The following is a 25,211-nucleotide window of genomic DNA, read 5'->3' as shown; positions in this document are numbered from 1 at the left end:
CATACATACGAGGTGTACACCCTGCACGGGATGTCCAGGGTGTACACCTTCCTGGTTCTCGTCGGCAAGGATTCGCGGAATTCCGCCGGTGAACCCGCGCCGACGCCCTCGACGCCGGAATCCGTGCCGTCCCGAACTAGGGCAGGTCGGCGAACCGCTCGACCTGGCCGGTCCGGCCCGCGATGACGATGACGTCGCCGTAGGTCAGCACCGTGTCGGCGCCGGCGTAGGTGAACTCCTCACCCGGGCTCTTGACGCACACCACCGTCACCCCGTGTTTGCGGCGCAGGTTGGTCTGCCCCAGCGGCACGCCGACGTACTGGCGCGGCGGGCGGGTCTTGGCCAGCGCGAAGTCGTCGTCGACCTCCATGAAGTCGAGCATCCGCCCGTTGAGCAGGTGGGCCACCCGCTCGCCCATGTCGTGCTCGGGCAGGATCACGTGGTGGGCGCCGACGCGCTGCAGGATGCGCCCGTGCTCGCGGCTGACGGCCTTGGCCCAGATGTCGTCGACCTCCAGCTCGGCCAGCAGGGAGGTGGTCAGGATGCTCGACTCCAGGTGGGTGCCGATGGCCACCACCGCCCGGTGGAAGTCGGCGACGCCGAGCTGGCGCAATGCCTCCAGGTCGGTGGAGTCGGCCGCCACCACGTGGGTGAGGCGGCCGGCCATGGACTGCACGATCTTGGCGCGGCTGTCGATGGCCAGCACCTCGGTGCCTCCGCGGGCCAGCTCCAGGGCCAGCGAGCCGCCGAAGCGGCCCAGGCCGATCACCACCACCGCGTCGTTCCTGCTGTCAGCCAACGATGGTCCTCTCCTCGGGCAGCTCGTAGTGGCGGGTGCGCTCGCGCAGCGCGAGCGCGGAGAACAAGGTCAGCGGCCCCACCCTGCCGATGAACATCAGCAGCGCGATCAGCACCTGGCCGGGCGAGGCCAGCTCCGCGGTGACGCCGGCGGACAGGCCGGCCGTGGCGAACGCCGAGATCGCCTCGAACAGTACGAGCTCCAGGCGGTGGGGGGTGAGCAGCATCAGAAGATACGTCGCTCCCGCCGCCAGCGCCAGCCCCAGCAGCGCCACCGCCAGCGCCTGGCGCTGCACGCCCTCGCCCAGCCGGCGGCGGCCGACGTTGACCCGGCTCTCGCCGCGCAGCTCGGTCCACACGACGAAGGCCAGCACCCCGAAGGTGGTCACCTTGATGCCGCCGGCGGTGCCGGCGCTGCCGCCGCCGATGAACATCAGCACGTCGATGATCAGCAGGCTGGAGGGGTGCAGCTGGGTGATGTCGAGGCTGTTGAACCCGGCGCTGCGCGGCATCGTCCCGGTGAAGAAGCCGGCCAGGAGCCGGTCGTCGCGGTCCAGCGCGCCGAGGGTGGCGGGGTTGGACCACTCGGCGGCGGTGATCGTCAGCGTGCCGAAGACCAGCAGCAACACGGTGATCGTCACGGTCAGGCGGGTCAGCACCGACCAGGTCCGCGGCCGCCGCCAGGAGCGCACCAGTTCGAACACCACCGGGAAACCCAGCCCGCCGACGATGACGGCCGCCGCGACCGGCAGGCAGATCCACGGGTCGGCGGCGAAGCGGACGAGGCTGTCGGGCCACAGGGCGAACCCGGCGTTGTTGAAAGCCGACACCGCGTGGAAGACGCCCAGGTACGCCGCGCGGCCGAACGGCTCGCCGTAGCCGGCGGAGAAACGCGCCGCCAGCACCACGGCGGTGATCACCTCGGCCGTCAGGCTGAACGCCACCACCTGGCCGATCAGGCGGCGCAGCCCGGTCAGCTGCATGGTCTTGGTCTCGGCCTGGGCCAGCATCCGGGCGCGCAGGCCCAGCCGCCCGGTGACCAGCACGGCCAGCAGGGTCGCCAGGGTCATGATGCCCAGCCCGCCGGCCTGCACGAGCACCAGGATGACGACCTCGCCCATGGGCGACCAGTGTTGGGCGGTGTCGACGGTGGCGAGCCCGGTGACGCAGACGGCGGAGGTCGCGGTGAAGAACGCGTCCAGAAGATCGGCGGGTCTGCCGTCGGTGGTGGCGAACGGCGCCGACAGCAGCGCGGTGCCGGTCGCGACGGCGGCGGCGAAGGCGGCGGCGACGACCTGCGCCGGATGCCGGAAGCCGGCCAGGACGGCCCGGGTGAGGCTGGAGCGCGTCATGGGCTCTTCGCTCCGGAGAGGCGGGAGCGGATCCGGCGGGCCGTGCCGTACCAGGCGGGTGTGTCGTGCTCGTCGTCGAACGAGCGGGCCACGACGACGTCGGTGGAGGAGTGCAGCAGGATCGACAGCACGATCGTCACCGCCACCAGCTGGAAGACCTCCTGGGCGGCGGCGATGCCGGAGGCCAGCACGATCAGGCCGTAGACGACCGAGGCGAAGCCCTTGGGCCCGAACCACATCACCGCCGCGACCTCCCGGGTGGTGAGCCGGGAGCCGATGAAGGAGACCCAGATGGCCAGGGGGCGGGCCAGCACCAGGGCCAGGACGGCGAACAGCCAGCCCTGCCAGCCGACCGATCCCAGCAGGGCGGGGGAGATGAGCGCGCCGAAGACCAGCAGCGCCGCCAGCTTGAGCAGTTCGGCGATCAGCTCGCCGAACCGCTCGAAGGACTCGCGCTGCCGCTCGCCGAAGGTGGCCACGGTGATGCCGGCGCAGAACGCCGCCAGGAACAGGTTGCCGTGCGTGACCTTGCCCAGCGCCAGCACCAGCAGCCCGATCGCCACGGCGTTGAGCGGCTCGTAGTGGTGGGAGGCGGCGAACCAGCGGCTGCTTTCCAGCTTGATCGCCAGCCACGGCACGGCGACGCCGATCAGCACGCCGACGCCCAGCTCCATGGACAGCCCGCCCAGGTGCAGGTCGCCGGAGCCCACCGCCACGGCCAGGAACACCATGACGAACGGCAGCGCCAGGCCGTCGTTGACGCCGGACTCGACGTTGAGCAGCTGGCGCAGCCGGGGCGGCACCTTCTCGTTGCCGACGAGGGCGGCGGCGAACACCGGGTCGGTGGGCGCCAGGATCGCGCCGAGGAGCAGTGACTCGATCCAGCCCAGGCCCACCACGTAGTGGGCGGCCAGCGCGGTGACGATCAGGGTGAGCGGCAGGCCCCAGCCCAGCGCCCGGCCGGGCAGCCGCCAGGCGCCGCGCAGATCCTGCCAGCCCACGCGCATGCCGTCGGTGAAGAGCACCGCGAACAGCGCCAGCTCCGCGAGGGTGGACACCACCTCGTCGCCGGCGGCCAGGGGCACCACGCCCAGCACTCCGTCGCCGAGGACGAACCCGGCGACCAGGAACAGCGCGGCCGTCGACAGGATCGTCCGGTTGGCCAGGCTGGAGATCAGGACCGCGAGCAGCAGGAGCGCGGCGAACGCGAGAAGCAGGACCATGAGGTGTCTTCCAGGGGTGGCGGACAGGGTGCAGGCACGCCGACCAGACTTCCCGGCACTCCGCCGCACACCCTAACAACTCAGCCGCCACGGTCACGACATCACCCCGGACCCGCCCGCCCCGGACCGGGCGTGCCGGACTCGATCCCGGAGCGGGCGGACGGCCCGCCCCAGGGACGGCTTCCGCCCGGGGACGACGCGGGTCGCGGGTCGGCGCAGCGGCCGGAAGAAGTCCCGGATGTCGTCGGTGAGCAGGCCGGGGACCTCCATCGCGGCGAAGCGGCAGGCGGCGCCCGGCGTCCTCCCCGGCTCCGGCCGCCGGGGCCGGTGCGGAGGCGGTGGTGCCGCGCAGGAAGAACGTCATCGTGATGACGAGGTAGGCGGCGTAGGCGGCGACCTGCAGCCAGGTCATCTTCGGCGTCAGGGTGAAGGTGCCCTGCACCAGGGTGGCGTACCAGGAGCCGGGGTCGACGGCGAAGGACTCCCCGCCCGGCAGCAGCCCGCTCTCCTGCAGGTCGCGGAAGCCGTAGCCGAGCACGCCTGCGGCGATGACGATGAGGACGACGCCGGTGATGGTGAAGAAACGGGTCAGGTTCAGGCGCAGCACCCGCCGGTACAGGCTCCAGCACAGGGCGGCGGCCGGCAGCAGGCCGATCGCGGCGCCCGTCAGGGGGCCGGCGGACTCGCCGGCGGCCTGCGCGGTCGTCCACAGGAACAGCGCCGTCTCCAGCCCCTCGCGGCCCACGGCCAGGAAGGAGGTGAGGATCAGCACGCCGGAGCTCATGGTCAGCGCGGCGGTCACCTTCTGCTTCAGCTCGCCGGAGAAGCTGCGGGCCGAGCGGCGCATCCAGAAGACCATGATGGTGACGAAGACCACGGCGACGAGGCTCAGCGTCCCGCCGAAGATCTCCTGGGCCTCGCCTGACATGGCGGCGGAGGTGAAGGACAGCACCGCGCCGAAGCCCATCGACATCCCGGCGGCGGCCAGGACTCCGGTCCACACATGCGGCAGCCTGCCGCGTTCACCCGAGCGCACGAGCGTGGCGACGAGGACCGAGACGACCAGCCCCGCCTCCAGGCCCTCCCGCAGGCCGATCAGGAGACCGGCGAACACGTTGTCCCACACGGGGTGCCGTTAACCAACGTGGCACCAGCCGCCATATACGTCCTGAACTGGGAAATCAGCTTCCTGGTTTCAGCTCAGCTCGCCCGTTGGCCGTTCGAGGGGGTTCCTTCGCCGCGGTCTGACGGTGCCATCAGGAACGGGGAATGGCCAGATACTTGCTCTCCAGATACTCCTCGATCCCGGCTCGTCCGCCTTCTCTGCCCAGGCCGGAATGCTTGACGCCACCGAAGGGAGCCCCTGGGTTGGAGACCAGGCCGGTGTTGACGCCCACCATGCCGACGTCCAGCGCCTCGCCGATCCGGAAGGCGCGGTCGAGGTCCGTGGTGAACACGTAGCCGACCAGTCCCCACTCGGTGTCGTTGGCCAGCCGCACGGCCTCCTCCTCGTCGTCGAACGGGATGATCGGCGCCACGGGGCCGAAGATCTCGGTGGACATCAGCGCGGCGTCCGGGGGCACGTCGGCAAGCACCGTGGGGGCGTAGAAGTAGCCGCTGCCGCTGAGCCGCGATCCGCCCACGACGACCGACGCGCCCCTGCCTACCGCGTCGTCCACCAGCTGTTCGACCTTTTCCATCCCGGCCCGGTCGATGAGCGGCCCGACCTCGGCTCCTCGGGCCGCGCCGTCGGCGACCTTGAGCGCCGACAGGCGCTCGCCCAGCTTGGCGCTGAACTCGCCGGCCACGGACCGGTGGACGAAGAACCGGTTGGCGGCCGTGCACGCCTCGCCCATGTTGCGCATCTTCGCGGTCACGGCGCCCTCGACGGCGCGGTCGAGGGCAGCGTCCTCGCAGACGAGGAAGGGCGCGTTGCCGCCCAGCTCCATGGACGAACGCATGACGTTCTCGGCGGCCTGGGCGAGCAGCAGCCTGCCGACGTCGGTGGACCCGGTGAAGCTGATCTTCCGGGCGATGCCGCTGCTCATCCACGGGCCGACCACGCCGCCGGGGTCGGAGGTGGTGACGACGTTCAGCACTCCCGCCGGCAGTCCCGCCTCGGTGAGGATGCGGGTCAGAGCGAGTGAGGTGAGCGGCGTCTGCTCGGCCGGCTTGAACACCATGGTGCAGCCGGCGGCGACGGCCGGGCCGATCTTGCGCGCGCCCATGGCGAGCGGGAAGTTCCACGGGGTCACCAGCACGCACGGCCCGACCGGGCCCTTGGTCACCAGGATGCGGGTGCGTCCGTCTCCGCTGAGAGTGTGGTCGCCCCCGATCCTGACCGCTTCCTCGGCGAACCATCGGAAGAACTCGGCGCCGTACATCACCTCGCCGCGCGCTTCGGCCAGCGGCTTGCCCATCTCGGCGGTGATGAGGGCTGCCAGCTCGTCCGCGCGGTTCATGATGATCTCGTAGGTGCGGCGCAGGATCTCTCCGCGCTCGCGCGGCGCGCTTCGCGACCAGTCGGATTGCCGTGCGCCCGCGGCCTCGATAGCGCGGCGGGCGTCGTCGCCGTCGCCGTCGGCGACCATGGCGATGGTCTCGCCGGTCGCCGGGTTCTCTACGGCGAAGGTCCGCCCGGATGCGGCCGGGCCCCACGTGCCGTCGATGAACAGGCCGTGCGTGGTCATGGGTGGTGCCTTTCTTCTGGAGCGGGGTCGAGCAGCTCGGCCAGGTGCATGGCCGTCCTGCCGGGGTCGAGCTGGCGCACCTGCATGTGGCAGCTGAACCCGTCGGTCAGCACCGGCAGGCCGGGCGTGTCGCGCAGGGCGGGGGCCAGGGACTGCTCGGCGACCCGCATGCTCATCTGGAAGTGCTGGGCCTCGAAGCCGAAGTTGCCGGCCACGCCGCAGCAGCCGGCCGACTCTCGCGCGACTGTGACGCCGGCCACCTGGAGAGCCTGGCGTTGGTGGGCCGCGCCGAGGACCGCGTACTCGTGGCAGTGGGTCTGGACCGCGACGCCGTCCGGCGCCCGGTCGGCGGCGGGCCGGGGCCGCCAGCCTGCCGCGGCCAACTCGGTCACGATCGCCGAGAAGCCGCGCACCCGGGCGGCCACCCTGCGGGCGGCCGGGGTGCCGACGAGCTCGGGCAGGTCCTTGGTCAGAGCCGCCGCGCAGCTCGGTTCGAGCACGATGATGGGCCGGTCGGTGCCGTCGTCGAGGAGCTCGACCGTCCGGCTGAGCCGTTCGGCGGCGGCGCGCAACTGCCCGGTGGAGATCCACGTGAGGCCGCAGCATACGTCGCTCCGGCATTCGACGGAGTCCGCGGCGGTGCGCAGCACCCGCGCCGCCGCACCGGCCACGTGCGGGCGGAAGCCCTTGGTGAAGCTGTCCACGACCAGCACGAGCCCGTCGGGCCCGCCGGACGGGCCCGGCCGGCCGAGGGCGCGGCTCAGCTCTCGCCTTCCGGCGAAGCGGGGCAGGGCCCTGCCGGGCGCCACGCCGCCGAGCCGGGCCAGATGGGGTCCGAGCCGGGTGGCCAGCAGCGCGTTCACCGCCGGCGCGAGCCGTCCGGTGACACGCAGCCACCGCGGGAGCCAGCCGAGGCTGTAGTGGGAGACCGGGCGTGGCCGGCCCTGGTAGTAGTGGTGGAGGAACTCGGCCTTGTAGGTCGCCATGTCGACCCCGGTGGGGCAGTCGCTGGAGCACGCCTTGCAGGACAGGCACAGGTCCAGTGCCTCGCGCGCGTCTTCCGAGCGCCAGCCGCTGTCTCCTCTGAGCATCTCCTGCAGGACCCGTGCCCTGCCGCGGGTGGAGTCCTTCTCGTCTCGGGTGGCGCGGTAGCTCGGGCACATGAAACCCCCGCCGGTGGTACGGCAGCGGCCCACGCCCACGCAACTCTGGACCGCATGGGCGAAGGGGGCGACGCTGTGGACGGGAGCGAAGTCGAAGGCCGTCTCCCAGCCCCGGTCCGGCACCTCGGCGAGTGCGAGCTCGCCGGTCGGGCTGCCCGCGCGCACGATGGTGCCCGGGTTGAGCAGGCCGTCGGGGTCCCAGAGGTCCTTGAACTCCTCGAAGGCGGTGATCATCTCAGCGGAGTACATGAGCGGCAGCAGCTCGGATCGGGCCTGTCCGTCGCCGTGCTCACCGGACAGGGAGCCGCCGTGGGAGACGACGAGCTCGGCCGCGGCGCGCAGGAAGTCGCGCATCACGCGCCTGCCCTGGCTCGTGCGCTGGTCAAAGGTGACCCGCATGTGGACGCAGCCGGCCCCGAAGTGCCCGTACATCACCCCTCGCAGCCCGTGCGCGGACAGCAACTCGCGCAGGTCGGCGAGGTAGGCCGCCAGGCGTTCCGGTGCGACGGCCGAATCCTCCCAGCCCGGCCATGACTCCTCACCGGGCCACGACTCATCCCTCGACGACTCATCCAGAGCCTGCGGTGGCAGCCGGCTGGACAGCCCGGCGCCGTCCTCGCGCACCCGCCACAGCGAGGCGCGATCGTCGGCGCTGTCGACCACCCGCCCGTCGACCAGCCGTCCCGCCACGACCAGGCGGCGCATCAGGTCGGCGGCGGAGTCGTCGACGGCGGCGAGGTGATCGCCGTCGAGTTCGACATACAACCACGCCTCGCCCTCCGGCAGCCCGCTGACCGACTCGTGCCCGCGCCGCCGCCGCATCGTGTCGACGATCACCCGGTCCATGCCCTCCACGGCGGTTGGCCGAAACTGCAAGATCGTCTCGACGTCCATGGCCGCCTCGACCACGTCCCGGTAGCCCAGGCACAGCAGTCGTGTCGCGGGCGCCACCGGGACCAGCCGGACCGTGGCGGCGACCACCAGCGCGCACGCTCCCTCGCTGCCGACCAGGGAGCGCGCCACGTCGAAGCCGTTCTCCGGCAGCAGGTGCCCCAGGTGGAAGCCGGACACCTGGCGCGGGATCCTGCTCAGCTCGGTGCGTAGGGCGGCCAGGTGGTGGCGGGCCAGATCGCCGAGCCCGGCCGACAGCTCGGCGGCCCTGCGGGCGGACGCCGTGTCGCCGGGGTCGGTCGCGGTCAGGCCGCCGCGGTGCGCGGTCAGGCGCAGGCCGTCGGCGGTCACCACGTCCAGCGAGAGCACGTGGTCGGACGTCCTGCCGTGCCGCACGGAGCGGTTGCCGCAGGCGTCGTTGCCGACGGCACCGCCGATGGTCGCCCTGGTCCTGGAGGAGGGATCGGGCGCGAACGTGAGCCTCCCGCAGGTGGCGGCCTCCGTTTCGCGCGCCAGGTCGCTGAGTACGACACCGGCCTCCACGCGCGCGGTCGCCTGCTGTTCGTCGATCTCCAGGATTCTGTTCAGGTACCGGGAGAAGTCGATGACGAGCCCGGGGCCGATCGCGTTGCCCGCCATGGACGTGCCGCCGCCGCGGCCGGTCAGGGGCAGGTTCGCCGCGTGGCACCGCTGTGCGATCAGGGTCACCTCGCCGGCGTCGCGGGGGAAGGCGACCGCGGCGGGCCGCACGCGGTAGTTGGACGCGTCGTAGGAGTACTCCGCGATCCGCCGCTTGTCCGTCTCGACCTGGACCCCGTTCTCCCGCAGCGCGGAGACGGCGGTTGTGACGGCGTCCGTCATGTGCCCGCCAGCGCGCGGCGTGGGTTGTCGATCATGAGCTGGTCGAACTCCTCTTCCTCCAGGCCCGCGGCGACCAGGTGCCCTCTGACGGTGGTGAGCAGGTGGGTGAGCCCGACCCCGCCCTCGTCCGGCCAGTCGGCGGTGGTGCACAGGTCGTGCGAGAGCAGCAGCCGATCCAGCCGTCCTGCCCTGGCGAAGCCCAGGACGCGGGAGGCCAGGTGGTCGAGGTCCTGCGGGCGGCGTGAGCGCAGGTTGTCGAACTGCACCCAGGCTCCCCTGGCGGCCAGATCGAGCGCGTATTCCAGGGGCGCCTTCACCGTGTCGACGTGACCGATGATCACCCGCTCCGGCGGCACCCCCTCTTCCCCGCACAGCAGGTCGAGCTGGACCAGGCCCACCGGCCACCGCGCGGCGTGCGTGGTCACCGGGACACCGGTACGGCGGTGCGCCCGGGCCGCGGCGCGGAAGGAACGTTCCTCGGCGGCCGACAGATACCACTTGTCGGCGCCGATCTCGCCGATGATGCCGGCGCGTACCCCCCCGGTCCCAGGGATGCCCTCCCGGATGTCCCGGACGAGCTCGTCGGCGATGCTGTCGGCGCAGTGCCGGTCGAACCAGTCGCGGTCCAGGTAGGGGTCGCGATAATGGCCCGTTCCCAGCACCAGGCGGACGCCGGTCCTGGCCGCGACCTGGGCCAGCGCGGTCACGTTCGCGAGGGGGCGGGCGCTGCCGGACGAGCAGCCGGTGCCCGCCTCCTCACGCGTGTGGCAGCCCGCCGGGTCGGGGGCGGCGCCGTCGGCCAGCTCCGCCACGGTCAGCTCGACGATGGTGCCGCCACCCGCACCGGCGAACCTGCCGACCTCACCTACGATCATGTCCAGGTCGTTGACGAGCCCTGCTCGCCGCTGTTCTCGCATCTGGTTGATGAACAGGTGCTCGTGCATGAGGGTGACGCCGAGCTCGGCGGCGGGAACGGGGCCACCGATCGTCATGACCGTCTCACCGGCCGGTGATCCGGATGTCATGGCAGGCCTTTCCTAGTCTTCGAGCCGGGCGAACCGGGTCTCACGGGTAGTGAGCGCGGTGACGAGGGTGATGACCGCCGCCACGACGCCGAACAGGGCGGGCGCGAGGCTGGAGCCCATCGCCTGTCGCAGCCAGGCGACCACGAAGCCGGCGGTGCCGCCGAAGATGGCCACCGCGAAGCCGTAGCTGACCGCCAGAGCCGTGTATCGGGTGCGTCTGGACATCAGCTCGGTGATGACGGTGGTGAAGGCGCCGGCGTAGACGGCGATCGCCACCGCCATGAGCATCAGCCCGGCGAGGATCAGGCCGGTGGAGCCCGAGGAGATGAGCAGGAAGCTCGGGTAGGTGACCACGACCATCAGCGCCGCGCCCGCGACGAGGACGGGCTTGCGGCCGACGCGGTCGGACAGGCGGCCGAACAGGCCGATCATCCCGAGCTGGACGAGCAGCGAGAGGCTGTAGAGCGCCACCGCCGTGCCCTGCGACAGGTCGGAGACGGTGACGATGTAGGACTGCATGTTGACGTAGGTGTAGCTCATGATGGTGAACCCGACGACCAGGCCCATCCCGCGCAGGACGGCGCGGCCGTCGCTCCGCAGCGCCTCGATGAAGGGTGAGCGGGGGATGTCGTCCTGCTTCTTGGCCCCCTCCATGACCGGGGTGTCACCCAGGCGGCGGCGGATGTAGAGACCGGCGAAGGCCGCGACGGCCCCGATCACGAACGGCACCCGCCATCCCCAGGTCTCCATCTGCGCTTGGGTGAGGGAGAAACTCAGCCCCGCCACGATGCCGGCGCCGACCAGGTTGCCGCCGATGAGCGCCATGTAGTGGATGGCGCCGTAGAAGCCCCGGCGGCCCTCCGGCGCGTGCTCGATGAGGAAGGAGGCGCCGCCCGCGAACTCGCCGCCGCCGGAGAAGCCTTGCCCGCAGCGGGCCACGACCAGCACAACGGGGCCGAGGATGCCGGCGGTCGCGTGGGTGGGGGCGACGGCCAGCAGGGCGGTGGAGACGCCCATCACGATGATGGTCAGCGCGAGCGCCTCCTTGCGCCCGATCCGGTCGCCGATGTGGCCGAAGGCCACGGCGCCGAGCGGGCGGAACAGGAAGCCGACGCCGAACACCGCCAGGGCGCTCAACAGAGAGACGCCAGGAGTGTCGGCGGGGAAGAAAGCGGCCGCGATCCAGGTCGCCAGCGCCGCGTAGACGGAGAAGTCGTACCACTCCAGCATGGTGCCGACCGCAGCCGCGGCGATCACCCGCGATTTACGCGTGGCAGTGGGTTGGGCGGGGGGTGTGAGCATGGTGCGATCCTTCGATCAGAGAGTGGAGTCGGCGCCCGGTCTGGCGGCCCAGCCTCCGTACTCGTAGTGCGTGTACTGACCCCCCTGGTAACGCTCGGCATACGGCTGCAGGAGGTGCGCGAAGCGCTCCGCGTCGTCCTGCGGCTCGTAGCCGAGCGCTCTCGCGGCCGCGTTCTGCGACCACCATGAGCGCGTGTTGCGTGAGACCCCGTAGATCACGATGTGGCCGAACCCAGCCGGCGCCGCCAGACACGCCTCGTAGAGCCTGGCCGCGTCGGCGGGGCTGAACCAGGTGCGCAGGTGACGCGGTTCGGACGGCCGCTCCTCGAAGGAACCGATGCGGACCGAGACGACGTCGAGGCCGAACCGGTCGGCGTACAGGCTCGCCAGCGCCTCCCCGAACGCCTTGGTCGCGCCGTACAGGCCGTCGGGGCGGACGGCTTCCGTCCCGTCGAGTGTCCGGTCCACGGGGTGGAAGCCGGTGACCCGGTTGGAGCTGGCGTTGATCACCCGTGGCACCCGCTCCAGCCGGCAGGCCTCGAACACGTTGCGGACGCCTTCGAGGTTAGGGCCCTTGAGTGCGGCGAAACCGGTCTCATCGGCGACGCCGCCGAGGTGGATGACCGCGTCCATGCCGCGGACGGCCGCCCTGACCTGGTCGAGGTCGGTGAGGTCGGCCTGGAGGAACTCCTCGTGGGCCGCTGTCGCGCCGAGGGGACGGAGGTCCGAGAGGCGGAGGTGAGCGATCCGGCGGAGCGCGGTTTCGCGCAATGAGGTGCCGATGGTGCCCGCCGCTCCGGTGAGCAGGACCCTGGATGGCAGGGCGCTCACGGCGTCCACGTGCTCGGGCCGGAGGTGAGGAACTCGGGGCCGTTCGCGGTGACGACCACCGTGTCCTCCAGTTGGAGTCCGCCGATGCCGACGGCGTAGAAGGGCACTTCGAGGTTGATGACCTCGCCCTCGATCAGGGTGTGGCGTTCGCCGCCCGGCCGGGGGCTCAGGATGGGGTGCTCGTACATCTCCAGGCCGATTCCGTGCCCGACGTGGTGACGCCGGAATTCGGGGAGCCCCGCCCGTCGGACGGCCTCGATGCCCGCCGCCGCCAGTTCCGAGACGACCACGCCCGGCCTGACCAGTTCGGCCAGGGTCTCCATGCCGGCTCGCGTCGCGTCCAGCGCCTTGACCAGTGCGCTCGGCACGTCGCCGACGAAGGAGTTGCGTCCGGTGTCGGCCCAGTAGCCGCGCAACCGTCCGCCGCAGTCGGACCTGATCGCCACCCCTTCACGCACCCTGACGTCGGGGTCGGGTGGGAAACAGCCGCCCGCGCGCTCGCCGATGTTGGTCTCGCAGTGTCCCGGCTCGATGCCGCGTTCCAGCGCCGCGTGCCGGAAGCGGCGGACCAGTTCCGGCTCGGAGTCGCCGACGCGCGCACTCTCCAGCATGGAGCGCATCGCGCCCTCGGTGGCGCGCGCCACCTCGCGCAGGCGCTCGATCTCGGTCGCGGTCTTGACCCGCCGTACGGCGCGCATCAGCGTGTTGCCGTCGACCTCGGAGACCGCTGAGAGGCTTTCGGCCAGCCGGGCCCGCGCTCCCGCGCTCATGGCCTGGCCGTCGATGCTCACTCGCCGGCCGGCCACGCCCAGGTCGCGCAAGGCTCGGGCGAGTGCGAGGGCGGCCGTGTCGTCGTGTGGTGGCTCCTGCCTGACGGCCATCAGCGCCCGGTCCACCGTCGAGAGCTCCTCGAAGGGGGCGGATGCCACGAAGAAGTCGCCGTAGGTGTACAGGTCGCAGTCGTCGGGCGGGCACATGGCGAGGTATTCGCCCGCGTTGCGGGGGGCGATCAGGGCGCGGCGCCCATCGGCCCGCACCACGGCGAAGACGTCGTGCTCCCGGAAGACGTGCAGCGGCCAGTGTTCATAGCCGGTGAGGTAGATGACGTTCTCCACGCTGGAGGCCACCAGCGCGTCCACTCCCGCCTGCGCGAACAGCGCGGACAGGCGAGGCAGGTTCGCCACCGGATCCGGCCTCGGGGCCGTGTGCATCATCGTCGTTCTCCCATGACTTTCCTGGCCGCCGCGATCGCGGCGGCGATGTCGTCCGCCGTGATGTCGAGGTGGGTGACGGCCCTGACGCGGCGGCGTCCCTTGGCTCCGACGAGCACGCCATGCGCGGCGAGCCCGGCCTCGAAGGCGGGGGCGTCGTCGACCTCGAAGTAGACGATGTTCGTCTCCGCATGTGCCGGGTCGATGTCGATGCCGTCGATGCCGGCCAGCCCCTCGGCCAGTGCCTTGGCATTGGCGTGATCCACGGACAGCCGCTCGACATGGTGGTCGAGCGCGTACAGGGCCGCCGCGGCGAGCATGCCCGACTGGCGAAGCGCGCCGCCCCACATCTGCTTGTAGCGCCATGCCTGCTCGATCAGGCTCGCGCTGCCCACGAGCACTGCCCCCACCGGCGCGCCCAGACCTTTGGAGAAGTCGATCCAGGCGGTGTCGAAGAGGCTCGCGTAGCTCCGCGGCTCGACCCCGCCGGCGACCGAGGCGTTCAGCAGGCGCGCACCGTCCAGGTGGGTGGCGATCTCGCGTTCCCTCGCGATCTCGGCGACCTCCCGGATGGCGTCCAGCGGCCAGACGCGCCCGCCACCGGCGTTGGCGGTCTGCTCGACGGACACCAGCCGGGTGACCGGCGTGTACCGGTTGCCCGGCGGCCGGATCATGCTCGCCAGCCGGTCACCGGTGAAGACACCACGTTCGCCCTGGATGGGAGTGAGCACCGCGCCCGAGAGCACGGCGGGACCGCCGGCCTCAGCGTTGATCAGGTGGGACGACGCCTCGGCCAGGACCTCGTCACCCGCATGACCCACGTGCAGCCGCACCGCGATCTCATTGCACATGGTGCCCGAGGGCAGGAAGATGGCCGCCTCATGGCCGAGCAGGTCGGCGACCCGTTCCTCCAGGGCCAGAGTCGTCGGGTCGGAGCGTGTCTGCTCGTCTCCGACTACCGCCTGCGCGATGGCCTGCCGCATGCCGCCGGTCGGCCTGGTCTGGGTGTCGGAGGAGAGGTTGACGGCATCGGGGTCGGTGCGGTGATCGGCCCGCAGGTCCTCCACGATCCTGTTCACCGAGCGAACCATCATGCCTCCTCCCCGCCGAGGCGAAGCCCCCGCAGATAGTTGCTGCTCGTAGCGCTGGCCGCTGCTGCCGAGTCACGGTCGAGAACGGCCTGGATGATCTCGGCATGCTCGTGGGCGGACTGTCCATCAGGTCCGCGGTTGCGGAAATACAGCGACATGACGCGGCTGGTGTGCATCTCCAGCGAGTCGATGCAGGAGGTGAGGAACCGGTTGTCCGCCCTGCTCACCAGCACCCGATGAAAGGCCATGTCCGCCAGGCGCGCCCGGACGATGTCCCCGTCCTCGATCGCCTGCAGCAGCTCGTCGTTGTGGCCGCGCATGGCGGCCACGTCGTCGTCGGTCGCGTGCGGCGCGGCGAGCTGAGCGGCCAGCGCCTGCAGCGTGCCGAGCGGCGCGATGATCGACACCAGGTCGTCCGGCTGGGCCTCGGCGACCTTGGGCCTGCGACGCGGCGCGGCGGTCACCATGCCTTCGCGCTCCAGCTGGATGAGCGCCTCTCGGACCGGAGTCCTGCTGATGGAGATCTCCTGAGCGATCGTGGCGTCGTCAAGGATTTCCCCGGGGCGGAGGCGCCCCTCCACGAGCCCGCTGCGGAGGTACGCATACGCCGCGTCCCGCGCTGACGTGACTGAGTGCTCCAGATGCATAGACAATATATTGTATGAAGTACATCAGAGCGTCAACGGTGGCTGGCATCCCATTTGCCGGTTGTTTTCCGCCGGCCTGGCGCCAGGCCGCTCACCGCCCCTGAGAAAGGCTCTGCCATGGACGACACAGAGTTCTCGGCCGACTCCGACGGCGTCTTCGCCCAGGCGTTCACGCCCCGCTTCTACGAGATCGACGGTCAGGGCGTCATGTTCGACATGTGGTACCTGGCCCTATGCCGACGAGGCGGTGACCGGCTTCTTCGTCCATCGTGGCCTGCCGTACGGCCAGTGGCCCGACATGGGGTTCGACGTACGTGTCGTGCACGCCGAACTCGACTGGAAGGAGGGCATCGACGGTGCTGAACGACCTGAGGTGCTGATCAGCATCTCACGCATCGGAGGCAAGAGTTTCACCTTGGACTTCGCCTTCCGGCGGGACGGGAGACCGACGTGTACGGGCTGCGTCGTCTACGTCACGGTGGGGGCGGCGGCTCAGCCGCCATTCCGCTGCCTCCCGCCCTGGTCAAGGCGCTGGGTGCGATCGTCCCGCTGCGATAGGGCCGACAGACCCGAACCCTGCGCCGACGTCGGCTTCGAGGCCGACCAGGAGCGTCAGCAGCGCGGGGCAGCCGGAACCGCCAGATGCGAATTGTGGGTGCGGACGAGCTCGATGGAGCGCCCAGGTTGACCGCGTACCCCTCGATCGCACGGGAACGATCGTTCTCGATGACGGTCAGCCAGGACCGGGCCGGTTCACCGGACGGGGCGATCTCCCACAGGTCAAACTGCGTGTGGTCGGCCAGCCAGATCTGGTGGGCTGGCTCGCCTCCCGGCGATGCACCAGCTCATACCGCTCCCGATAACCGCGCGTGCCATCCTGAGCCAACGTGCCAGGGCGGGATCCAAGGCAGAGACCACCGCGTAGGTGGTGGCGTATCTGGGGGTCGGCCAGCCCTGCTCGGCGGCCACGACGGCGCCCTGGCGGTGGATGGTGGCGATGCTCGGCGGCAGGTGTTGCAGCCCCAGCCCCTCGATCAGCAGTTGCATGTCCCGAGGCCTGCGCCGTCGCCCGGCGTCGCGTCGCGGCCGACGCGCGAGCCCGGTCAAGCCGTCCCGGCGGCAGTCGGCCAGCCAGCGCTGCAGCGTCCGGTACGGGCCGATCTCCAGCATCGCCTGGTAGGCCGGGTGCGAGGCGGTGCGGGTGGAGCGAGACAGAATGGCCTCGGTGGAGGAGGTGCGGATGCGGATCGCGGTGGCGTACTTGACGACCTGGTCGTGGTTCTTGGCGATGATGTCCCAGCGGACCGGCCTGGTCATCGCCGGCGCCAGGTTCGCGTACCGGGCCAGGTCTCCGTAGCCGGCGTGGTGGAGCTTGACCCGGTTGATCTGCTTGATGCGCGGCAGCAGGTCCATGTTCAGCAACCGGGTGATGCCGAAGCCGGGTTCCGACTCCCCATGCGAGTCCACGTAGTTGCCCCCAGTCCTTGAGCGTGCCCTTGTGCTCGGGCGTGGTCTCGCCGAACGGGTAGTAGGTGGTGTTGCCGGCCTTGGCGTAGCGCTTGACCAGCTTGAGCGCGTCGATGACGGGCTGGTGGGCGGTGTTGTTGGAGCGAGACTCCAGCACCTCCAGCAGCTCGATCAGGCCGCGCCGGTAGTGGTTGGTGTAGGAGGCCTTCAGCGTGGTCTGCACGGTGCGCCGGTAGACCGGGCCCTTGGTCTTGAACTCGTGCACCAGCTCGCGCAGCGTCTGCTCGCCGCCCCGCACCGCCGGAAGACGACCTCGCGCACCGTGCCGTCCGGCGCGGCCATCGAGGCATCGCCTTGATCAAGGACAGGACCGAACCCTCATCCTCGTCCAGATCGTCATCGCTCTCCTCGGTCTCCACCGCAGTATTGTCGGCGGCCACCAGGGCAAGCACCCGGGCCACCGTCATCGCATCCAGCCGCGCCGCGATCCGGTGGAACCATGTCTGCTCCGCGTTGTGCAGTGCCGACCGTACGATCCGAGTGATCCGCCCCGGTGAGGGCGGCTCGATCCGTTCGGCCCGGCACTGCTTGAGCAGCTCCTCGCGGACCCGGTCGGGCTGCCGTTCGGCGTGCGCGACGTTCACGGCCAGCCAGTTGGTCAGCTTGTCGGCGTCGGCGACGGAGCAATCCCGGAAGCCGAGATGGTCGCGGATCTCGCTGCGATGACGCTCGATCGTCCGGCCTGACCAGTCGTACAAGCCCAGGCTGCCGGCCGACGTCTTGGTCTGCTTCGCGACGTAGTCGACCACCTCGTCGGGAAACTCCGCCCGCCCGCGTGGGAAGCGCCCGTGCTGCGTGAAGTACTTCAGCAACGGCGCGAAGGCCAGACGAGTGCCTTCCTGCTTTGCACTGACCAGGCCGACCTCATCGCTCAGCACAGTCCAGTGCTCGATGAGCTCATCCATGCCAAGCGGCGGACGTTCCATGCCCATAGATCCGCGCCGGGCCCTTCGGCATTACAGAAGGTCAGGCTTGGGATCTTCGAGGTTCGGCGGCCTATGACACGTTGGTTAACGGCACCCCCACACCGCTGTGCAACTCCTCCCGGCGGAGTCGTTCTCCACCACGCGCAGTTAGTTTGGGTATGCCTAACTAGGTGTCGATGCGCGGGTCGAACCAAGAAGGCGTCCGGGAGTCGTCAGACGCCGCCCGGCCTCCGCGCGGGCGGCGTCTGGTACGGTGACCGTCCCCGGTGATGATCGACCGAAGGAGGTGAGCCCCATTCCGCTGTTGCAGGCCGGGTGCTCCCTCCGCACGCCGTACGGTCCCTCCGAACCGAGGTGACGGCGGGAGCGCCCATCGGCGTTCCGAAAGGCTGTCCCGTGTCGGTTTCCCCGTCATCCTTCTCTTCCTCCTCTTCCTCGCCGTCCCGCTCCGCCGTCGCCGGCAGGCTCCGCTCGGCCGGCTGCGTCTTCGCCGAGGACGAGGCGGACCTGCTCATCTCCGCCGCCCGCACCCCGGACGACCTGGCCGCCATGGTGGAGCGGCGCGTCTCAGGGCTGCCGCTGGAACACGTCCTGGGCTGGGCGGAGTTCTGCGGCCTGCGTCTCGCCGTGGAGCCGGGGGTCTTCGTGCCGCGTCCGCGCTCGGAGTTCCTCATCCGCCAGGCCTCCGCCCTGGCCCGTCCCGGGGCGGTCGTGGTGGACCTGTGTTGCGGCTCCGGCGCGCTGGGGGCCGCGCTGGCCGCGGCGCTGGGCCGGGCCGAGCTGCACGCCGTCGACGTCGAGCCCGCCGCAGTGCGCTGCGCCCGCCGCAACCTCGCCCCGCTCGGCGGCCGGGTCCACGAGGGCGACCTGTACGGGCCGCTGCCGGACGATCTGCGCGGCCGCGTCGATGTGGTGATCGCCAGCCCGCCGTACGTGCCCACCGCCTCGATCGGGCTGCTGCCGCCGGAGGCCCGGCTGCACGAGCCGGCGGTGGCGCTGGACGGCGGCGCCGACGGGCTCGACGTCGCGCGGCGGGTGGCCGCCGCCGCGCCGGGGTGGCTGGCCCCGGGCGGATGTCTGCTGATCGAGACCGGTGAGCTGCAGGCCGCGTCCGCCGCCGAGGCCGTCACCGCCGCCGGGCTGGCCGCCCGGGTGGCCCACTGCGACGACCTCGACGCCACCGCCGTCATCGGCACCCTCCCCGCCTGAGCCCGGACCCGCGCCGGACCCGGGATGGAGCTGCGCCGGACCCGCGCGCCGGATTCCGCTCCGGCGCGCGGGTTCCGCATATCCTGGAGAGGTAAACGATAGGTTGCTATCGTTTACGGCGGATGATCACTCGCGACGAGTCCCGGGGAGATGGCATGAGCGAGTCCATGACGTTGCCGCTGCACATGCGGCGGGCGGAGTTCGACCCCGCCCCCGAGCTGGCGGCGATCCGCGACGAGGAGGGCGTGCGGAAGATCAAGACGATCTTCGGCGTCGACGGCTGGCTCATCACCCGCTTCGCCGACGCGCGCGCGGTGCTGGGTGACGCCGAGCGGTTCAGCAACGCCCAGCAGGTGGTCTTCCGCATGCCCGGCATGCCGCAGCGCACCGACGAGGAGATCGCCGAGCTGCGGGCGGGCAACCTGCTGGCCTTCGACCCGCCCGAGCACACCCGGCTGCGGCGCATGCTGACGCCGGAGTTCACCGTCCGCCGGATGCGCAGGCTGGAGCCGCGCATCCACGAGATCGTCACCGAGCACCTGGACGCCATGGAGCGCACCGGCCCGCCCGCGGACCTGGTCACCGACTTCGCGCTGCCGATCCCGTCGCTGGTCATCTGCGAGCTGCTGGGCGTGCCGTACGACGACCGGTCCGACTTCCAGCGGCGCAGCGGCCGGATGCTGGACCTGTCGCTGTCCCCGCAGGAGCGGGCGGCGGCGTCGCTGGAGTCACGGGCCTACATCGGCGAGCTCGTCTCCCGGGCCAAGGCCGACCCCGGCGACGACCTGATCGGCATGCTGATACGCGAGCACGGCGACGACCTGACGGACTCCGAGCTCGCCGGCATCGGCAGCCTGCTGCTGCTCGCCGGCCACGAGACCACCTCCAACATGCTCTCCCTCGGCACGCTGGCCCTGCTGCGCCACCCCGCCCAGCTGGAGCTGCTGCGCAAGGAGCCCGAGCGGATCGACGCCGCGGTGGAGGAACTGCTGCGCTGGCTCAGCATCGTGCACTCCGGCATGACCAAGGTGACCACCACCGACGTCGAGGTGGCCGGGCAGCGCATCCCCGCGGGTGAGATCGTGATCTGCGCCCTGCCCGCCGCCAACCGCGACCCCGCCCTGGCCGCCGACCCCGACCGGCTCGACATCGGCCGCGACAGCCTGGGGCACGTCGCCTTCGGCCACGGCGTGCACCACTGCCTGGGGGCGCCGCTGGCGCGCATGGAGATGCGCATCGCCTTCCCCGCCCTGCTGGAACGCTTCCCCGGCCTGCGGGAGGCCGGCCCCGAGCCCGCCTTCCGGTCCTTCAACGTCGTCTACGGCCTCAGCTCTTTTAAGGTGGCCTGGTGAGCGAAGAAAACAAGCCCGTCCGCATCCGGGCCGACCGCGAGGTGTGCATCGGAGCCGGCATGTGCGTCATGACCGCCGAGAAGCTCTTCGACCAGGACGACGACGGCGTGGTGGTGCTGCTGGAGCCGGAGCCCCCGGCGCAGTACGCCGACCTCGCCCGCCGGGCGGTGCGCGCCTGCCCCTCCGGCGCGTTGTCCCTGGTGGAGGACTGACCGCTTTTCCAGGCGGTGGCCGGGGCCCGCGCTCCGGCCACCGCCCGGCCGTACTGCCGGCGACGACATGAACACTGCTAGCGTTCGGGATGTGCGAGGGCAGGGACGCCGGGCCGATGCGCTCCGCAACTCCGACAGGATCGTCCGCGCCGCGATCGCGGCGCTGTGCGAGACCGGCTCCGCGGCGCCGCTGGAAGAGATCGCCCGGCGGGCCGGAGTCGGGATCGCGACCGTCTATCGCCGCTTCGGCGACCGCGAGGGCGTGATACGGGCCGCGTTCCACACCTACTTCGCCGAAGAGGTCGAACCGCTCGCGCTGGCCGCACGCCGGGCCGCCGACCCCCGGCGGGGGCTGGCCGACGCCCTGGCCGCCACGGTGGACACCCTGGCCGCCCACCGGCCCCTGCTCGCCGCGGCCCACGAGACCGGCGCGTTCTCCGTCGGCATCGCCGAGCGGTTCATGGGCCCCCTCGGCGACGTGCTGGCCGACGCCCAGCGGCGCGACCTGGTCCGCTCCGACCTGATGGTCCGCGACCTCGCGGCGATGGTGGTGATGGTGCTGGCCACCGTGCACGCCGACGACGCCGGCCACGCCGACCCCCGCCGCTACCTCGCCCTGCTGCTGGCCGGCACGCAGCCCTCGGCCGACCCGCTCCCCGGCCCCGCCCCCACCGGCCTGCTCGACTCCTCGCTGAAGCGCTCCGGCCCCTGCGAGCACTGAGACCCGTCCCGGCCCGGGTGCCGTCACGCCACCACGCCCACCGCCGAAGTGGACGCGGATTCTCCTCCCTGCTCGGTAAGCTGTCAGGAACAGGAGGAAGGAGCCGCCACCATGACCGCCCAGCCGCATGCGGACCACTCCGGCCCGGCGATCGAGCGCACCTTCATCGCGGTACGGGCGGCGCTGCCCGCCCCGAACGTGAGCGCGTTCGACGCCGAACTCGCGGCGATCACTCACGCGGACGTGGTGGACCTGGCAGCCCTGGACGACTTCCTCACCGGCTGGTGGCACATCGCGATACGGGCGGCCGGTGACCCCGACGATTGGCGGCGGATGCACACCGAGGCCGAGCAGATCCGATCCGGGCGGCGGTCTGCGGGCCCGTCGCTGGCCGAGGTCCTCGCCCGACGGGGAGCACGCCGGTAGGTGTACGACATCGCCATGGGCAGCCCGATCGCTGAAGCCCAGCTCGACGCCCTGTCCGACCCGGAGATCGACGTCCTGCTGGAGATCTACGAGGTCCTCCGCTGACACCGGGCAATGGCCGCCGACTCACCACGACCGGTGACATGTACGTCTGGGATCACAGGGGAATCTCGGTGACCTACCTCCTGATGGACGCACCTCAGCGTGAGGTCGTGGTGCTGCGCGTGGATCGCCACCCCATGTAGGGCGGGTACCGGAAGCAGATCTCCAGCGAGATGATCTTGAATCATGGCGCGTAGGGATCCGACAACCGCACAGTGGGCCCGGCTGGAACCACCGCCGCCCGGAGCCAGGAAGCCGCGAGGCCCGCCGTGTAGTCCGTATCAGCAGGCATAGCGTATGGCCGGCTGATCGATCGGCTCTCGCGGGGAAGCCCCTCCGTCGTCCTCTGGAAAGCCCCGGGCCGCCGTCGCCCTCAACTGCTGACAGCGGCTCCGCACCGCAGCCGGGAGTGCCGAAGATCAGGAGCGGCGCGGGTCGTGGTTCCGGAACTCGGCCAGGCGGACCCCGCTGCGCGGCAGCAGGGGAATCCCGCTACCGGAGTCCAGCACCACCCGGCGGCCCAGGGGCTCGCGCAGTGTCACGCCGATCAGGTCGGTCTTCCCCACCGCGGGACAGATCTCCACGTCGTCGGGCCGGACGTCGACGTCCACGACCACCACCTCGGGCGTCTCGTGGACGCGCGCACCGTACGTCGTGTCGCAGACGCCGTGCAGGTAGCTCAGCCGGAGCTCGGTCGGTGCGCGGACCTCGTAGGCGCTCACCTCCTGGATCCCGCCGTCCAGCGGCCGGGGCGGCCCGCCCATCGCGGCCGGGTCCACCGCCACCCGCCGGAACGGCTCCGGCACGCCTTCCACGGTGAATTCCCACGTCGGCACCTGTACGTCCCCCCGGCTGCTGGGCATGGTGGCCTCGCCCCGCGCCACCGCGACCACGCGCAGCGGCCGGCAGCCTTCGGCCGGGCACTTCTCGTCGGCGAAGGACTTGGGCTTGCTGAGCCCGGCGTAGGCGGCTGCGGCCGTCAGGACCGGCACGCTCAGCGTGCCCCCGTCGGCCCAGCGCAGCTCGGCCGGGGCGGGCGCCTCGGCCGGGAGCGCGGTCTCCAGCTTCCAGGCGCTGTTGACAGCGCTCCGTCCGACCCAGTGGGGCGTGTGCTTCCAGTCGGGCTCCAGGGTCAGGTTCCGCAGCGGGACGAATCCCGCGGTCCAGGGCCCGCGCTCCGCCGAACGCCGCCAGTGGTCGGCGACCTCACGGGCGCGGTCGATGAACTCCTCGGCGGTGACCGGTGCTCGGGCGGAACCGCAGGCCGTCGTGAGCAGGACAAGCACCGCGGCCGCACGCATCCTCATGATCGGTAGACGTGCCGGCGGGTGGCCCGGTTCACTCTGCAGAACTACGTACGGCACACGATCGGCTCATCGCTCCGCACTGGTCGCCCGCGCCTGTACATGACGACCGCTCTCGGGGCGTCTTTGCTCGGGACGACTCAGGCCTCCGCGGGAGAAGGCACCCCGGGGGACCGCTGGAGGTCGATCCGGTAACGCCGCACGGCGCCGAGCCCGGTGTCCCGGATGGCTTCGAGGACGCCGCCGCAGCGCTCGATCGTCCTCGCCGAGGCGGCGTTGCCGGCCGCGCAGACGATGAGCACCTCGCCTATGCCGAGCGTCCGCGCCTCATCGAGCATCCTGCCCAGTGCCCAGGTGGCCAGCCCGCGCCGGCGCGCCGACGGGCGGATGCCGTAGCCGATGTGGCCGAGCCGCCGCACCACCTCGCCGCCCCCGTGCCGCAATGCGATCCCGCCGAGCACCCGGTCGCCTTCGACGATCCACCGGTACGCGCAGGCCACCCTGCCGGCATCCGCCTGGTCCGACTCGCCGGTCAGCCGCGCCACCCAGGCCGCGAACCCGGCCGGTGAGCCGACCTCGTCGGCCGGCAGCAGTCCGAAACCGTCCTCGTGGACGCCGGGTCCCCACTCGGCATGCGCCTCAAGCCAGGCGGCGTGGAGCCGGGTGGTGGGCGCGATCAGCTCGGGCACATGGCGACAATACCGATCCAGGTCGTGCATCGGCGCGGTCGAGGGTAGGCCGTCGATCTTCGGCCAGCCGGGTGACTTTTGAGAAGATCGGGGTGCTCCGAACAGCGGACTCGGTACTCGCACGATTGCCGGAGTCGCTGCACGCAATCGCGCTGAGACACCTTGGGCTGCTGAAGTTCACGGTGGCGGGTGGAACGGCGTTCTCGGTCGACAACGCGGTGCTCTATAGGTTGAAGCCGACCGTCTTGCGGCCACTGCATGATCTTTGATTGTCGTCACGACACTCGATGGTCGCGGTGGCCGCACGCGTCTGTGCACTCGCTCACCGGAATGTCTTTGAAGGAGGACGTCACATGCGTTGGCTGGACGTGCGCCGGCACAGCCTGACCAAGAAAGGACCGGCGCGTGGCCGCGGGTCGCATCTGTCGGCTGACGGCATCGCCCTGGCCCGCTTCATCGGCTCTGGAGCCGGCCCCTACGAGCGGGTCGTCACCAGTTCGTCTCCTCGGGCCGTGGAGACCGCTGTCGCGATGGGTTTCGCCGTTGACGACACCGTGGAGATGCCGTCGGGTTATGTGTCTGGCGAAATCCCCCGGCACGCGCAATGGGGCTGGACCGACCCCTACCGGCGGCTCGCGGGGATCGTCCGGGAGGGCGGGGCTGCGGCGGCCGTGGCCGAGACTCTCCGAGCGATCTGGGTGGACACGGTCGGTGACGTCGCGGAGGACCGCTCGGCGCTCCTGGTCGGGCATGGAGGGGCGATCGAACTGGCATTGGTGGCGTGCTTTCCGGATGCTTCACACGATTCCTGGGGGACGCCGTTCGCGCACTGCGATGGTGCGCGCCTCGGCTTCGCCGACGGTCATTTCGTGAGCATCGAATTCCACCGGGCACCGCAGAGTCCCATCCCACCGAGCTGAAGTTCGCTGACCGCGGCTGGAGCGTTAGGCGGGAATTTCGTCCCGCTGATGTGGGCACAGGCCGACGATGGCGACCCTGGCTATGTATTCAGACGTCTCCAGATCGAACCCGCTGGTACCAAGGGCCGCAGCCTCAGCGAACCCCTTTCCTTCCTCCAGCACCTTGCATATTTTCCAGCCGAGCACTCCCAGCTTGTAGGAGTCGGCGTCCTTCAACGCTTTCCGCTGCTTCACCGAAGCGACGAACTTCGCTTCGCGTGCCAGCGCCGACGGGTCGGATACCGGCGTCGGCTCCATACTCGGTCCGGCGTCATCGACCGGGGGAAACGTCACCGCAGGCGTCGGCGTCAACGTCGACGCCTGCGGCCTCGCCATGGGCTTCTCGGCATCGTCGTCCGGCGAAGCGGCCAGATAGCCCAGCAGGCCGAGGACGGCTGTCACCGTGATGACCGCCACGCCCTTGCCTCTTCTCCTGGGCGGCGGAGGTGAGCCCGGCCCCTGCCCGGATGGCGGGTCCATGGAGGGAGGCTGATGTGGAGAACGCATTCGCGCACCATACATCCCATACTTAGTGGTTCAGCTGGAAACACCAGAAATGAAAACCCTAAAAGGATCATCGGAGCGACCTGAATCCCACATGGTCAACCACCGCTGGTCACGTCCAGCGAAGTGGTGTATGAGCTGCCCTTCGCGTGATCCTGTTTCTGCAGGTTAAGCGGTGAGTGTCTGCGGGAGGGG

At 70.9% G+C, this 25,211-nt stretch carries 22 protein-coding genes and 1 pseudogene; 6 read left to right on the top strand and 17 right to left on the bottom strand.

Going from position 1 to position 25,211, the window contains the following annotated elements; translation table 11 throughout:
* Positions 1 to 136: 136 nt before the first annotated feature.
* The 14 genes and pseudogenes from AB0D67_RS32355 to AB0D67_RS32290 all read right to left on the bottom strand — a co-directional run bounded on the left by AB0D67_RS32355 (position 137) and on the right by AB0D67_RS32290 (position 17,538).
* Positions 137 to 799 (bottom strand): TrkA family potassium uptake protein, encoded by a 663-nt coding sequence (locus AB0D67_RS32355; RefSeq protein WP_362944454.1) that lies wholly within the window; start codon positions 797 to 799, stop codon positions 137 to 139.
* Entirely contained in the window at positions 792 to 2,150 is a 1,359-nt protein-coding gene (locus AB0D67_RS32350; protein ID WP_362944508.1) for a potassium transporter TrkG, read from the bottom strand. Before AB0D67_RS32350 ends, AB0D67_RS32355 begins: the two co-directional genes overlap by 8 nt.
* The gene (locus tag AB0D67_RS32345; protein ID WP_362944452.1) at positions 2,147 to 3,373 is read right to left on the bottom strand and encodes a cation:proton antiporter; all 1,227 of its coding nucleotides are present in this window, start codon (positions 3,371 to 3,373) and stop codon (positions 2,147 to 2,149) included. Before AB0D67_RS32345 ends, AB0D67_RS32350 begins: the two co-directional genes overlap by 4 nt.
* A 406-nt stretch (positions 3,374 to 3,779) precedes the next feature.
* Positions 3,780 to 4,487: pseudogene (gene efeU, locus AB0D67_RS32340) on the bottom strand (iron uptake transporter permease EfeU); the annotation flags it as partial.
* 142 nt (positions 4,488 to 4,629) lie between these two features.
* On the bottom strand, positions 4,630 to 6,063 hold the full coding sequence (locus AB0D67_RS32335; RefSeq protein ID WP_362944450.1) for an NAD-dependent succinate-semialdehyde dehydrogenase: 1,434 nt from the start codon (positions 6,061 to 6,063) through the stop codon (positions 4,630 to 4,632).
* Positions 6,060 to 8,978 carry an FAD-binding and (Fe-S)-binding domain-containing protein gene (locus AB0D67_RS32330; RefSeq protein ID WP_362944447.1) on the bottom strand — a complete coding sequence of 973 codons (2,919 nt, stop codon included), beginning with the start codon at positions 8,976 to 8,978 and terminating at the stop codon, positions 6,060 to 6,062. Before AB0D67_RS32330 ends, AB0D67_RS32335 begins: the two co-directional genes overlap by 4 nt.
* Positions 8,975 to 9,970 carry a hypothetical protein gene (locus AB0D67_RS32325; protein WP_362944445.1) on the bottom strand — a complete coding sequence of 332 codons (996 nt, stop codon included), beginning with the start codon at positions 9,968 to 9,970 and terminating at the stop codon, positions 8,975 to 8,977. Before AB0D67_RS32325 ends, AB0D67_RS32330 begins: the two co-directional genes overlap by 4 nt.
* Positions 9,971 to 10,015: 45 nt before the next feature.
* Positions 10,016 to 11,305 (bottom strand): MFS transporter, encoded by a 1,290-nt coding sequence (locus AB0D67_RS32320; RefSeq protein ID WP_362944443.1) that lies wholly within the window; start codon positions 11,303 to 11,305, stop codon positions 10,016 to 10,018.
* Positions 11,306 to 11,320: 15 nt separating this feature from the next.
* The gene (locus AB0D67_RS32315; protein ID WP_362944441.1) at positions 11,321 to 12,136 is read right to left on the bottom strand and encodes an NAD(P)-dependent oxidoreductase; all 816 of its coding nucleotides are present in this window, start codon (positions 12,134 to 12,136) and stop codon (positions 11,321 to 11,323) included.
* A complete protein-coding gene (locus AB0D67_RS32310) occupies positions 12,133 to 13,320 on the bottom strand; it encodes a Xaa-Pro peptidase family protein (RefSeq protein WP_362944439.1) in 1,188 nt (395 codons plus the stop codon). The genes AB0D67_RS32315 and AB0D67_RS32310 overlap by 4 nt, the downstream gene beginning before the upstream one ends.
* 26 nt (positions 13,321 to 13,346) lie before the next feature.
* Positions 13,347 to 14,426 (bottom strand): threonine aldolase family protein, encoded by a 1,080-nt coding sequence (locus AB0D67_RS32305; RefSeq protein WP_362944437.1) that lies wholly within the window; start codon positions 14,424 to 14,426, stop codon positions 13,347 to 13,349.
* Positions 14,427 to 14,437: 11 nt separating this feature from the next.
* Complete coding sequence (locus AB0D67_RS32300) at positions 14,438 to 15,085, bottom strand: GntR family transcriptional regulator (RefSeq protein WP_362944506.1); 648 nt, start codon at positions 15,083 to 15,085, stop codon at positions 14,438 to 14,440.
* Positions 15,086 to 15,865: 780 nt separating this feature from the next.
* Entirely contained in the window at positions 15,866 to 16,498 is a 633-nt protein-coding gene (locus AB0D67_RS32295; protein WP_362944504.1) for a Tn3 family transposase, read from the bottom strand.
* Between the two features lie 2 nt (positions 16,499 to 16,500).
* A complete protein-coding gene (locus AB0D67_RS32290; protein ID WP_362944435.1) occupies positions 16,501 to 17,538 on the bottom strand; it encodes a DUF4158 domain-containing protein in 1,038 nt (345 codons plus the stop codon).
* A gap of 396 nt (positions 17,539 to 17,934) precedes the next feature.
* On the opposite strand from AB0D67_RS32290, the gene AB0D67_RS32285 reads away from it, so the two are divergent.
* From AB0D67_RS32285 to AB0D67_RS32265, 5 genes are all read left to right on the top strand, one after another.
* Entirely contained in the window at positions 17,935 to 18,747 is an 813-nt protein-coding gene (locus AB0D67_RS32285; RefSeq protein ID WP_362944433.1) for a putative protein N(5)-glutamine methyltransferase, read from the top strand.
* Between the two features lie 155 nt (positions 18,748 to 18,902).
* Complete coding sequence (locus AB0D67_RS32280) at positions 18,903 to 20,099, top strand: cytochrome P450 (protein ID WP_362944431.1); 1,197 nt, start codon at positions 18,903 to 18,905, stop codon at positions 20,097 to 20,099.
* Positions 20,096 to 20,311 carry a (4Fe-4S)-binding protein gene (locus AB0D67_RS32275; RefSeq protein ID WP_362944429.1) on the top strand — a complete coding sequence of 72 codons (216 nt, stop codon included), beginning with the start codon at positions 20,096 to 20,098 and terminating at the stop codon, positions 20,309 to 20,311. Before AB0D67_RS32280 ends, AB0D67_RS32275 begins: the two co-directional genes overlap by 4 nt.
* A 91-nt stretch (positions 20,312 to 20,402) precedes the next feature.
* Positions 20,403 to 21,032 carry a helix-turn-helix domain-containing protein gene (locus AB0D67_RS32270; RefSeq protein ID WP_362944427.1) on the top strand — a complete coding sequence of 210 codons (630 nt, stop codon included), beginning with the start codon at positions 20,403 to 20,405 and terminating at the stop codon, positions 21,030 to 21,032.
* A 111-nt stretch (positions 21,033 to 21,143) separates the two neighbouring features.
* Positions 21,144 to 21,458, top strand: coding sequence for a DUF6247 family protein (locus tag AB0D67_RS32265; RefSeq protein WP_362944425.1), 315 nt, complete (start codon positions 21,144 to 21,146; stop codon positions 21,456 to 21,458).
* A 521-nt stretch (positions 21,459 to 21,979) separates the two neighbouring features.
* On the opposite strand, the gene AB0D67_RS32260 is transcribed toward AB0D67_RS32265, so the two are convergent.
* On the bottom strand, positions 21,980 to 22,867 hold the full coding sequence (locus AB0D67_RS32260) for a hypothetical protein (RefSeq protein ID WP_362944423.1): 888 nt from the start codon (positions 22,865 to 22,867) through the stop codon (positions 21,980 to 21,982).
* A gap of 137 nt (positions 22,868 to 23,004) precedes the next feature.
* On the bottom strand, positions 23,005 to 23,553 hold the full coding sequence (locus AB0D67_RS32255; RefSeq protein WP_362944421.1) for a GNAT family N-acetyltransferase: 549 nt from the start codon (positions 23,551 to 23,553) through the stop codon (positions 23,005 to 23,007).
* A gap of 353 nt (positions 23,554 to 23,906) precedes the next feature.
* Here AB0D67_RS32255 and AB0D67_RS32250 point away from each other — a divergent pair, with 353 nt between their 5' ends.
* A complete protein-coding gene (locus AB0D67_RS32250; protein ID WP_362944419.1) occupies positions 23,907 to 24,473 on the top strand; it encodes a hypothetical protein in 567 nt (188 codons plus the stop codon).
* A gap of 24 nt (positions 24,474 to 24,497) precedes the next feature.
* Here AB0D67_RS32250 and AB0D67_RS32245 read toward each other — a convergent pair whose 3' ends face one another.
* On the bottom strand, positions 24,498 to 24,929 hold the full coding sequence (locus tag AB0D67_RS32245) for a hypothetical protein (RefSeq protein ID WP_362944417.1): 432 nt from the start codon (positions 24,927 to 24,929) through the stop codon (positions 24,498 to 24,500).
* Positions 24,930 to 25,211 lie beyond the last annotated feature (282 nt).

Origin of the sequence: Streptosporangium sp. NPDC048047 (genome assembly GCF_040653115.1) — a bacterium.
Classification (GTDB): Bacteria; Actinomycetota; Actinomycetes; order Streptosporangiales; family Streptosporangiaceae; genus Streptosporangium.
This window is presented reverse-complemented; position numbering and strand designations above follow the sequence as displayed.

Coding starts and splice junctions, on each gene's coding strand:
- AB0D67_RS32350 (WP_362944508.1), bottom strand. CDS start 2,150: ATGACGCGCTCCAGCCTCACCCGGGCCGTCCTGGCCGGCTTCCGGCAT.
- AB0D67_RS32345 (WP_362944452.1), bottom strand. CDS start 3,373: ATGGTCCTGCTTCTCGCGTTCGCCGCGCTCCTGCTGCTCGCGGTCCTG.
- AB0D67_RS32335 (WP_362944450.1), bottom strand. CDS start 6,063: ATGACCACGCACGGCCTGTTCATCGACGGCACGTGGGGCCCGGCCGCA.
- AB0D67_RS32330 (WP_362944447.1), bottom strand. CDS start 8,978: ATGACGGACGCCGTCACAACCGCCGTCTCCGCGCTGCGGGAGAACGGG.
- AB0D67_RS32325 (WP_362944445.1), bottom strand. CDS start 9,970: ATGACGATCGGTGGCCCCGTTCCCGCCGCCGAGCTCGGCGTCACCCTC.
- AB0D67_RS32320 (WP_362944443.1), bottom strand. CDS start 11,305: ATGCTCACACCCCCCGCCCAACCCACTGCCACGCGTAAATCGCGGGTG.
- AB0D67_RS32300 (WP_362944506.1), bottom strand. CDS start 15,085: ATGCATCTGGAGCACTCAGTCACGTCAGCGCGGGACGCGGCGTATGCG.
- AB0D67_RS32295 (WP_362944504.1), bottom strand. CDS start 16,498: ATGGACCTGCTGCCGCGCATCAAGCAGATCAACCGGGTCAAGCTCCAC.
- AB0D67_RS32290 (WP_362944435.1), bottom strand. CDS start 17,538: ATGGAACGTCCGCCGCTTGGCATGGATGAGCTCATCGAGCACTGGACT.
- AB0D67_RS32280 (WP_362944431.1), top strand. CDS start 18,903: ATGAGCGAGTCCATGACGTTGCCGCTGCACATGCGGCGGGCGGAGTTC.
- AB0D67_RS32265 (WP_362944425.1), top strand. CDS start 21,144: ATGACCGCCCAGCCGCATGCGGACCACTCCGGCCCGGCGATCGAGCGC.
- AB0D67_RS32260 (WP_362944423.1), bottom strand. CDS start 22,867: ATGAGGATGCGTGCGGCCGCGGTGCTTGTCCTGCTCACGACGGCCTGC.
- AB0D67_RS32250 (WP_362944419.1), top strand. CDS start 23,907: ATGCGTTGGCTGGACGTGCGCCGGCACAGCCTGACCAAGAAAGGACCG.